The organism is Gloeocapsa sp. DLM2.Bin57 (assembly GCA_007693955.1).
Taxonomy (GTDB): Bacteria; Cyanobacteriota; Cyanobacteriia; order Cyanobacteriales; family Gloeocapsaceae; genus Gloeocapsa.
In genome coordinates this window covers 1-10546 of record RECR01000133.1, presented here as the reverse complement: position 1 = coordinate 10546, position 10546 = coordinate 1, and the positions used below count along the sequence as shown (strand labels likewise).

Genomic DNA, 10546 nt, shown 5'->3' with positions numbered 1-10546 from the left:
ACATTTAGTATTAACGACCAAGTACAGGCGAAAGGTTATAACTCACTTTCCGCAGGTCAAACAGTAGTATGAAGAGGAGTCAGAATTCAGAATTCAGTAGTATGAATATTTTTTTAAAATACATAGTTTTTTCCTGTTTTTTCAGTAGAAGTACTTAAATTTTTGGGAAAACTTCCTGCTGATTGCCAAATGAATTAAAGTGTAATCAAACAATACTAAGTATTAATTACTACCCCTCCTGACTCCCGACTCCTGACTCCTGACTACTTTCTCGCTTATTACAATTAGACGTGCGGAATCCAAGATACTACTTAAGTAATTAAAAGACATAAATAAACTTTTTTGGCATAATACATTAGAAAATCTTACACTTTTTTGAACAGAAAACTACTTTAAACCCATACCAAATCAAAGTTTTAGATTTACTCAGCAAGCCCTACTTAGATCTTGCCAGTAACTCTAGACAAAGTTGGCGAAAATGATCGCCGCGATGTTCAAAACTGCGATACTGGTCATAACTAGCACAAGCAGGAGATAAAAGGACAACAGCATGAGGGAAAGATTGAGCGAGTTGATAAGCTTGTTTAACGGCGTTTTCCATGGTTTCTACGATGAGATAATCGGTATAAGACGATCGCTCTAAACTTGCAGCTAGGGTGGGAGCATCTTTACCAATTAATAAGACTTTAGCGACTTTGCTTTTAATCATTTCTATCCAGGGGCGATCGTCACCCGTTTTAGCTTCTCCTCCTGCGATCAGAATTACGGGAGGGTTAACAGATTTTAAACCTACTAAAGCTGCATCATAGTTAGTAGCTTTGCTATCATTAATAAAGCGAATATTGTTAACAGTACATATATCTTCTAGACGATGAGGTACACCAGAAAAATTAGTTACAGCTAATTTAATCGCCTCGGGTTCGATTTGAGCTAAACTGGCTACAGCTACAGCTAATAATAAATTCTGTTGGTTATGTTCCCCAGACATTTTAAAACTAGTTAAAGGTAAAATAGTTTTACCAAAAGCAATAACTTGGTTATCTTGGATATAAACGCTTTGTTCAGGAGGACTAGTTAATTGAGTTTTACCCTTGATACTAGTCCAATAAGCGTTTTCCCATTCTCTGACTTGACTAGCTAAATAGGGGTCATCTCCATTAAGAATTTGATCTTGACAACGTTTAAGTAAAGAAGCTTTAATCTGATAATAATTTTCTAGGGTGTAATGACGATTGAGGTGATCAGGGGTAAAAGTAGTCCAAACACCGATAAGGGGGGCTAAATAGGGGGAAGATTCTATCTGAAAACTACTGATTTCGGCGATTACCCAATCAGGTAGCAAACCTAAAGCCAATTCACAAGCAGCATTGCCTATATTACCACAAGCAGGAGCATTAAGTCCCGCGGTTTGAAACATAGCTGCGATTAAAGCGGTAGTAGTAGTTTTACCGTTAGTACCTGTAACCCCTACCCAAGGGAGAGATTGTAAATAACGCCAAGCTAATTCTAGTTCCCCGATGGTATCTATACCGCGATCGCGCGCTTGTTGTAGCCAAGGGGTATCCCAGGGTACACCTGGACTAATCACCAGTAATGAAGGTAGAGAGTCTTCTAGATTAGGGATAGAGCCTAAATTTACCGTAATACCTTGATTTTGTAAACTTGATTGGATTGTTTGTAATTCTGGATTAGAAGAGCGATCGCTAATAGTTACGGAGTAACCTTGTTGTTGTAGCAATTTAGCTGCTGCTATTCCCGACTTTCCCAAACCGACAACGTAAGCTTTGTCCATGTTAACTTTGACATTTAGGGCAAAAATGACTAGATCGCCCTGCTAATTTTAACCTTTCGATGGGTGTTTGGCAAACTCGACAGGGTTGACCCATTCTCCGATACACCCAAGCGAGTTTACCATAATTACCATTAATCCCCACCACATTAATAAAGTTACTAAAAGTTGTCCCACCGTAGGTGATGCTTTCTTGCAGTACATTTATAATCCCTCTATGTAGTTTAGTTACTTCTTCTTTAGTCAATTCAGCTGCTCTAGTTTCTGGGTGAATACCACTTTTAAATAGTGCTTCATCGGCATAGATATTACCGATACCTGCTATGATAGATTGGTCTAGCAAAACGGTTTTAATGTTCCGTTGAGTTTTGGCCAAAGTATTTAATAAATAATCTATTGTAAATCCGTTAGTTAAGGGTTCTGGTCCTAATTTTTGTAATCCTGTGATGATAGTTTCTGGTGTTATTGTCGAAGGTATTAACCAGACTTTACCGAAGGTGCGGATATCAACGAAACGCAACTCTTGATTATCAGCAAAAAACCAGCGTAAGCGAGTATGTTTTTGTAGGGGGGTACTTTGGGGCAACCACAGTAGTTGTCCCGTCATACGTAGATGTACACCTAAAACCCCTGCGGGTTGTTGGCGATCATCTTGCAAAGATGCTAATAAATACTTTCCTCTTCTAGACCAACTGTGAATAGTTGTATTATTGATTTCTTGCCAAAACTCAGACAAGGAAGAAGGGTGAGCCAGTGTAGTAGTTAACAACACTTCTCCCCCTTGAATTGTTTTACCGCTAGTCAGCTGATTAAGACCAATGCGGACGATTTCGACTTCTGGAAGTTCTGGCAAGTTATGCTTCTTCTAGCTCATCTAGAGCAAAGTTATTGGTATTGACGCCGCTAGGACTACCACTATAACCAGTGTAGTTAACTTTATCAAAGCGGACAATCACGGGATAACGGATACCGCTTTTATCGATGCTAGCAACAGTACCAACATCTTTATACCAATAAGATTCCTTGCGTAGAATTCTAACTTTTGACCCACGTTCAATTGCCATAAGTTTTTTTCCCTTGCTTGTTTAGATAATCTAATTTTGTTGTTCTTTTAAAAGGTTACTATTAGATGAGACCTTTGAGGCACTTGATCATCTTAAGTTTTATTACAACTAAGCTTGATTTTCTAGAGCTGAAGAACGACGACGTTTGCGACGTATGATAGTAGAATTGGTTTCTAGTTCTGTTGCTTCCATATCTGTTTCAGGGGATGATTCCCAAGTTTCAGTAATTGATTCAGTTGTGGAGATTTCCGAGGTTAGGGGTGTTTCTGTGGTTTCTGTAGTTTCTTCGGGTACTTTAACAGAAATAATGACTGATTGGTTATTGTCGATCTGTCTATCTAGGCGTAAAAGAGGAGAAATGCCCATGAGAGCGTATATTTCTTGTTCTAAGGGGGTCATTTCTACAGAGATTTTTTCTACTTTAGGCTCTTCTCGACGTGAACTGCGTAAAGAGATGGTTCTATCTTTTTCTTTTTTAGGAACAGGGGTATAGTCTTGATCTTTTTCGCTAGTTATAGTTGCAGGGGTATCGGCTAAATCATCTTCTTCAGGACGACGTCTGCGTCTGCGGCGAATTTGGTTACTTGCTCCATTTTGTTCGAGTTCTTCTCCATTGGTCAATAATTCTGGTTCTTCTGTTAACTCTTGTATAACTTTAGTCTCTACATCTGGTAAAACTAAAGTTTCAGTAGTTTTTAAAACTGGTGCAACGGGGGGAGGAGCATTGGTATTAGCGGTTTCTAACCCTTGAGCTTCTTTTAATCCAGGTACATGAGCTAAATAACCCAAACCTCCACAATGGGAGCAAGTTTGTCCAAATAATTCGTAGATATTTTTTCCTTGACGCTTACGAGTCAATTCTACTAATCCCAATTCGGAGAGTTGAGCTATTTGTGGTCTAGCTTTATCCGCTCTCAAGGTTTTATTAAAATGTTCTAAGAGCTTAAGTTGGTCTTGTTTGGTATCCATATCGATAAAGTCAACGATAATCACTCCACCGATATTGCGTAACCGTAATTGACGGGCAATTTCTGTAGCTGCTTCGTTATTAGTCCAAAGTACTGTTTCTCGGGATGTAGCGGAACGAGTAAAAGAACCTGAGTTAACATCAATAACCGTTAAAGCTTCTGTGGGCTCAATAATAATATAACCACCAGAGGGTAAATCTACTCTAGGTTTAAGGGCTTCTTTAATCGCTGCGTTGATGCGGAAATAATCCAGAATGGATTGAGTATTTTGATAATGATCAATAAATACTCCTTCGGGGGGACGACCATTACTCCAGTTACTCAGTTGTTGTTTAACTCTTTTCAAACCTGCGGGAGAGTCCGCTACTATGCGATTAACTTCGTTTGTATATGCTTCCCGTAAGACTTTTTGAATAAAATCATCATCCCGATTCAACAAAGCGGGGGGTTTATTCTGATTACTTTGTTGTTCGATGGATTCCCATTGACTGAGAAGGTTTTCTAAATCCTCCATAATCGCTTCTTCTGGTTTACCTTCTGCTTCCGTTCGCACCAATAACCCCATTCCTGCGGGTTTAACTAGAATAGCTAAGGCTCTTAAGCGACTGCGCTCGTTTTCATTTTTGATGCGTCGAGAGAGATTTACTCCTTTACCGTGGGGCATTAACACTAGATAACGTCCTGGTAAAGTAATATTACCCGTTAGTCTAGGTCCTTTATTACCCGTTGGCTCTTTCATTACTTGCACGAGCACTTTTTGTTGTGGCGCTAATAATTCGGTGATTGCTCCTGCGGTTTTTTTCAGACGTAATGGTCCTAAATCGGTGACGTGAATAAAGCCGTTTCTTTCTGCATCACCAATATTAACGAATGCTGCATCAATTCCTGGTATGACGTTTTCGACAATGCCTAAGTAAATATCACTTACTTGTTGGTTACCTGATGTTACAATTAATTCTTCGATTTGATCTTCAGAAAAAACAGCGGCTATATGATGCTGTTCTGCAATAATAATCTGTTTTGCCATGCAATTCCCTCAAAATTCTGTTCTACATTGAGAAATGATTTAAATGATCTGATTTGAACTTTTCGCGCGCTCTTATTTCTCTAGTCGCTGCTAAACAAGATTGCCACATTACTTCACCAAAGGGGGGAAATTTATTCCCGATGGGTTAGCTTCCCATACTTTTGGGTAGATACTTAGATGTCGTAAAGGGGAATTTATCCTGATTTAGTTTTTTCCTGGAGACTAGGGAATAATAGTTAAGATAAAACGGGTTAGTTTCGTCTAACCGTGGATAATACTTAATTAAGTCAATGGACATGGGTGATAAATTGCCGACTTTCTCGTCTTTTCCATTAATATCTAGGAATGCTTAGTTAATTTTGCTGCTCAACATTTTAACTAATCTGAGGTAGATTAAGCTAAGATTTTTGGCTCAATAACCTCTGATTATTGCCATTTTTAAGTCTCTCGGGAATAATTTAGAGAAAAACCTTTGTTTATTCGCACTTAATCCATTATAACAAATAACAGCCAAAATATGTTAGAGATTATTTTAGTTATTCTTAGTTTTACTCTGGGGGCTTTGCCCATAATTGATTGGCTTAATTATACTTTGACAGGGCAAAGACTAGAAAAGTTAGGAACTGGTAATGTTTCGGTATCCGCTGCTTTTTATCATGGTGGTAGGTTAGTAGGTATCCTAGCGGTACTCTCAGAAGCTGCTAAAGGTATTGTGGTAGTCTTATTGGCTCGTTTATTGTTCCCTGGTGTGGGGGTTTGGGAGATTATCGCTTTAATTGCTTTAGTTTTGGGGCGTTATTGCTTGGGTAGGGGGGCGGGTACAACTAATGTTTTTTGGGGTATAATTACTCATGATCCTCTTGCTGCTGCTTTGGTTTTCTGTTTGGGAGGATTGAGTTTTTTAGGTTGGCGTCAACGTCAATTGAGTAAGGTTTTCATCCTAATTTTTTTGGTGGTGGTGATTGCTTGGCGTCATCCTCAACAACCCGCTCTGATTATAGCTACTATTGTTTTATCTTTGCTTCTAGGTTGGGTAATTAGTAATATTCCTGATGATTTGAATTTATCTACTCAAGGGGTTAACAGGGAGTCTCAAGGTATGTTTAATTTTTTACGTGGTCAATCTGGTTTAATCTCTCTAGAAAAGTCCCTTAAACCTACAGAAGTTGGTCAAAAAGCAGCTAATCTCTCTCTTTTGAAGTCCTGGGGTTATCTAGTTCCCGATGGTTGGGTTTTACTTGCTGATGAGAAGATTGATTTTGATTTAGAATGGCTACAAGTTTCTGAAGATAACCCTTATATAGTAAGGTCTTCGGCTGTGGGTGAGGATGATCAGTTTAGTTCTGCTGCTGGACAGTATCAAAGTATTTTAAATATTACTAATCAAGCTGAGCTCAAAAGGGCGATCGCTGTCTGTCGCGATTCCTATCTCAGTGAGTCTGCACAACAATATAGACAAGATAGAGGTCAAAAATCCGCGAAAATGGCGATAATCATCCAAAAGCAAGTTAAAGGGGTGTTATCTGGTGTGGTTTTTAGCCGCGATCCTTTAGAACAAGGTGATCAAGCTGTAGTAGTTGAAGCTTACCCTGGAGATGCTAGTTTAGTCGTCTCAGGAAAAGTAACTCCAGAATCACACCGCGTTATGGTTAAGGATAATGCTAAGGTAAATAGTCTGGAGTTATCACCCGAAGCAGTAATCGAGGCGATCGCTACTATTGCTAGAGAGATAGAAAATCGCGCTTTTGGTATTCCCGAAGACCTAGAATGGACTTATGATGGTCAACGTCTGTGGTTATTACAATCTCGACCGATCACTACTCTACAACCTTTATGGACGAGAAAAATAGCCGCTGAGGTTATCCCTGGTATCATTAAACCTCTAACTTGGTCGATTAATCGTCCTTTGACTTGTGGGGTTTGGGGTGAAATCTTTACCATAGTCTTGGGAAATCGTGCTGTTGGTCTTAATTTTGAGGATACAGCTACTTTACACTGGGGAAGGGCTTACTTTAACGCTACTCTGTTAGGAGATATTTTTCTGAGAATGGGATTACCTCGAGAAAGTTTAGAATTTCTTACTAGGGGTGCAAAAATGACTAAACCTCCTCTGTTATCTACTCTGGTTAATATCCCTGGTTTGTTAAGGTTATTGGGGAGAGAATGGCGTTTAGTAACAGATTTTCAACGAGACGATCGCCTTTATTTTCAACCCCTCTTAACTAGTTTACAGTCTTGGCCTTCCGCTGATTTACCTGGACAAATACCTGCTATTCTGAGCACATTACAACGCGCTACTTACTATAGTATTTTAGCTCCTCTGAGTTTGGCTTTACGTCAGGGAATCTTGAAAGTTGATCTAGAAGATTTAGATAATAGTCTCACACCAGAGGTGGAGTCACTGCGATCGCTGGCTGAATTAGCTAGAGATACTGCTAAAATTATCCCTTCTGTAGCTAACTCCGAGGAGTTATTTAACCATCTAGATCAACCTATTCTAGATAAATTTAAGGCTTTAGTATCTCGTTACGCTTATCTAAGTGAAACTGCGACAGATATTTCTGTACCTCGTTGGGGAGATAACCCTAGTTTAGTAGAAGAATTATTCTACCAGTTTCTACTCTATCCTCAACCACCAACTAAAGAAATTCCCGCTAATTTTGCTACTCAAATTGTACAACAACGCCTTAATTTAAAAGGACGTGTCACAGAGGTTTACTCTCAACTTCTTGCTTATCTGCGTTGGAGTTTCTTAGCTTTAGGGGAAGAATGGGTAAGATTAGGGTTATTAGAGAGTAAAGACGATATTTTTTGGTTAGAATACTCCGAAATTACCGCAATTATTGCTGATAAGAGCAAATTTAATCCTAAGCTTATCCAGGAAAGACAAACTCAATGGCGAGAAATTACTCAAGTAGAAAATGTCCCCTATGTGGTTTATGGTAACCATCCAGGAGATTTAACCCCACAAAATTATACTTGTTTAGACCAACAATTGCGCGGAATTGGTGCTAGTTGGGGGGAAAAAACAGGAATAATCAAAATTATTCGCAACCTAGAAGAAATTAAAGAGATTAATCAAGAAATGATCGTCGTTGTACCTTATACTGACTCAGGGTGGGGACCTTTTTTAGTTCGCGCGGGTGGTATCATCTCTGAAGTAGGAGGTCGTCTCTCTCACGGTGCTATTATTGCTCGTGAATATGGCATACCTGCGATCATGGATTTGCAAAATGCCACACAAGTACTAAAAGATGGTCAACGAGTGAGAATCAATGGTCAACAAGGTGTGGTGGAAATATTAGCATGAGCAAAGCTATAATTTATTGTGGGGTCTTGTGTTCTCTAGCTTTTTTATTGTTTTTAGGTAGTACAGGTTTAGTAGATGAAACAGAACCCCTTTTTGCTGAAGCAGGTAAGGGGATGTTTCTTACTGGTGATTGGATTACCCCTTATTATAATGGGGAAACTAGATTTGATAAACCTCCTTTAATTTATTGGGGAATGGCGATCGCTTTTCACTTATTCGGAGTCAATACCTGGGGAGTAAGATTACCATCAGCTTTAGGGGCGATCGTTCTAACTTTTGTCTCTTTTTACACCGTCTTACGCTTTCATAAAAGTAGTAATAGTGCTTGGTTAGTTCCTGCTATCCTTAGTTTTAATTTCTATAGTCTGGCTTGGGGACGTACTGGTGTTTCTGATATGCTGTTAAGTGCTGGTATGGGTTGTGGCTTATTATGCTTCTTTACAGGATATGCTGAAGCTTCTCAACGCAAAACAACCCTAAGTCTATGGCAATTTCCCTCTTTATGGTATAGCCTATCTGCTGTTTCTCTGGCTTTAGCTGTCTTAGCCAAAGGTCCAGTAGGAGTGGTTTTACCTGGTTTAATTATCTTAGCTTTTTTATTATACGTAGGTAAGTGCAAAACCGTTGTCGGGGAAATGGGGATTATTTGGTTGACAGTAATTTTCTCGGTTATCGCTGTTCCCTGGTTTGTATTAATCAGTCAGCGTCACAGTGATTATATTGAGACTTTCTTTGGTTATCACAATGTACAACGCTTCACCGAAGTTGTCAGTAACCACCCTGGACCTTGGTATTATTATTTTATTGTGTTGTTGATTTTATTTATCCCTTGGTCACTTTATTTACCAGGGGCGATCGCTAATACAGAATTTTGGCGTCGTCGTTTTTGGAGTCAACAATCTCCTCCTGAACAATTACCTCTATTTGCTGTGATTTGGGTAATAGCTATCTTCGTTTTCTTTAGCATCGCTTCGACTAAATTACCGAGTTATATTTTACCTTTAATTCCCGCTGCTAGTATATTGATAAGTTTATATTGGGGTGAAGCTAAATACTCTACCTCGATGTTGATCAGCATCATTATTAATCTGATTTTTGTCTTTGTTTTAGCTATTGCTTTTTGGTTAAGTCCTCGATTTATTGATGTTGATGTTGCTGTTGCTGATTTACCCCAAATTTTAGCTACTTCTGGTATTCCTGTTTTAGCTGGATTAATCTGGTTTGTCTGTGGATTATCTCTAATATTTCTCTTAATCAGAAAACAATGGCGTTGGATTATTTGGAGTAATATAATCACCTTTATTTTCTTCTTTTTATTCGTCTTAATACCTACCACTTTTTTAATGGATACAGTTCGTCAATATCCCTTAAGAAATCTAGCTAATAGCATAGTGGAATTTAAGCAACCAGCAGAAGAAATCTTGATGTTAGGATTTAGAAAACCAAGTCTAGTTTTTTATTCGGGAAATAATCTTAAATTTTTCCGCACTAGTAACAGTTTTACTGATTATTGGGAAACACTTCAACAGGATTCTGTTGATTCAGTATTAATTGTAACTTATATTGATAGGTTAGAAAATTTCTATCTTAACCAAAAAAACTACGAAATACTAGACCAACAGGCAATTTATTTGTTGTTACGTGTTGACGTAGATTGACAATTATTGGAAAATATAGATCTATAGTATTTTTACTCAGAACAAAAAGGAAAATCTTAAATAATTATTAAAATATGTATTAATATACCAAAATAATGTTTTGCCCAGGGTATATTAGTAAGAATAATTCAAAGTTAGCTAATTAACTATAACTATAAAAAAACTAGAAACCCAATTATTTAAGTCAAAGTTTTTACGTATAATTAACTAGTTAAATTTACTATCTTTGTTAGGGAAAATAGTTAGAGGGCAACTTATTTTACTTATTTACGGATAATTATTTAAGTGTTTATGCGTAAATAGAAGTTTGACAGGTCGATTGTAAAGAAATATTGCGTAAAATCTAAAAATATGTTTAAATAAATTATGAGCATTGAGACAAAACTATACATCATAGCACTAAATTATTGCCTAAACTAATTTCCCTGCGTAGTCAAAACAACATCACAGTAAAGAAGAATGACTTTAACTATTTATTCCCAAAAATTATTTAACGCTTCCCTAGACAAAAAACAAGGGGGATTGTTAGTTGAATTGCAGAAATCAGAGTTTTCTGGTAGTATGTTATTACAAGCACCCAAATCGCAGCAATGGCAGTTTGTTTTTTACCTAGGTAGAATTATCTATGCCACAGGCGGAAATCATGCCATCAGACGTTATCAGAGGAATCTTGGTACCCACATTCGGCAGCCCCACAAATGAAGTAGGACAGAAATCGTCAAAAACCAGC

At 38.0% G+C, this 10546-nt stretch carries 7 protein-coding genes; 3 read left to right on the top strand and 4 right to left on the bottom strand.

From position 1 onward, the window contains the following. Window positions 1-436: 436 nt before the first annotated feature. The 4 genes from EA365_16480 to EA365_16465 all read right to left on the bottom strand — a co-directional run bounded on the left by EA365_16480 (window position 437) and on the right by EA365_16465 (window position 4848). Window positions 437-1792 carry a UDP-N-acetylmuramoyl-L-alanine--D-glutamate ligase gene (locus EA365_16480; GenBank protein TVQ41918.1) on the bottom strand — a complete coding sequence of 452 codons (1356 nt, stop codon included), beginning with the start codon at window positions 1790-1792 and terminating at the stop codon, window positions 437-439. A 1-nt stretch (window position 1793) separates the two neighbouring features. After that, a complete protein-coding gene (locus EA365_16475; protein TVQ41917.1) occupies window positions 1794-2642 on the bottom strand; it encodes a DNA-formamidopyrimidine glycosylase in 849 nt (282 codons plus the stop codon). Window position 2643: 1 nt separating this feature from the next. Beyond that, entirely contained in the window at window positions 2644-2853 is a 210-nt protein-coding gene (locus EA365_16470) for a photosystem I reaction center subunit IV (protein ID TVQ41916.1), read from the bottom strand. A gap of 108 nt (window positions 2854-2961) precedes the next feature. Beyond that, on the bottom strand, window positions 2962-4848 hold the full coding sequence (locus EA365_16465) for an Rne/Rng family ribonuclease (protein TVQ41915.1): 1887 nt from the start codon (window positions 4846-4848) through the stop codon (window positions 2962-2964). Between the two features lie 517 nt (window positions 4849-5365). On the opposite strand from EA365_16465, the gene EA365_16460 reads away from it, so the two are divergent. From EA365_16460 to EA365_16450, 3 genes are all read left to right on the top strand, one after another. Continuing rightward, window positions 5366-8158 carry a pyruvate phosphate dikinase PEP/pyruvate-binding protein gene (locus EA365_16460; GenBank protein ID TVQ41914.1) on the top strand — a complete coding sequence of 931 codons (2793 nt, stop codon included), beginning with the start codon at window positions 5366-5368 and terminating at the stop codon, window positions 8156-8158. After that, on the top strand, window positions 8155-9816 hold the full coding sequence (locus tag EA365_16455) for a glycosyltransferase family 39 protein (GenBank protein ID TVQ41913.1): 1662 nt from the start codon (window positions 8155-8157) through the stop codon (window positions 9814-9816). The genes EA365_16460 and EA365_16455 overlap by 4 nt, the downstream gene beginning before the upstream one ends. Before the next feature lie 459 nt (window positions 9817-10275). Then, on the top strand, window positions 10276-10518 hold the full coding sequence (locus tag EA365_16450; GenBank protein TVQ41912.1) for a hypothetical protein: 243 nt from the start codon (window positions 10276-10278) through the stop codon (window positions 10516-10518). Window positions 10519-10546 lie beyond the last annotated feature (28 nt).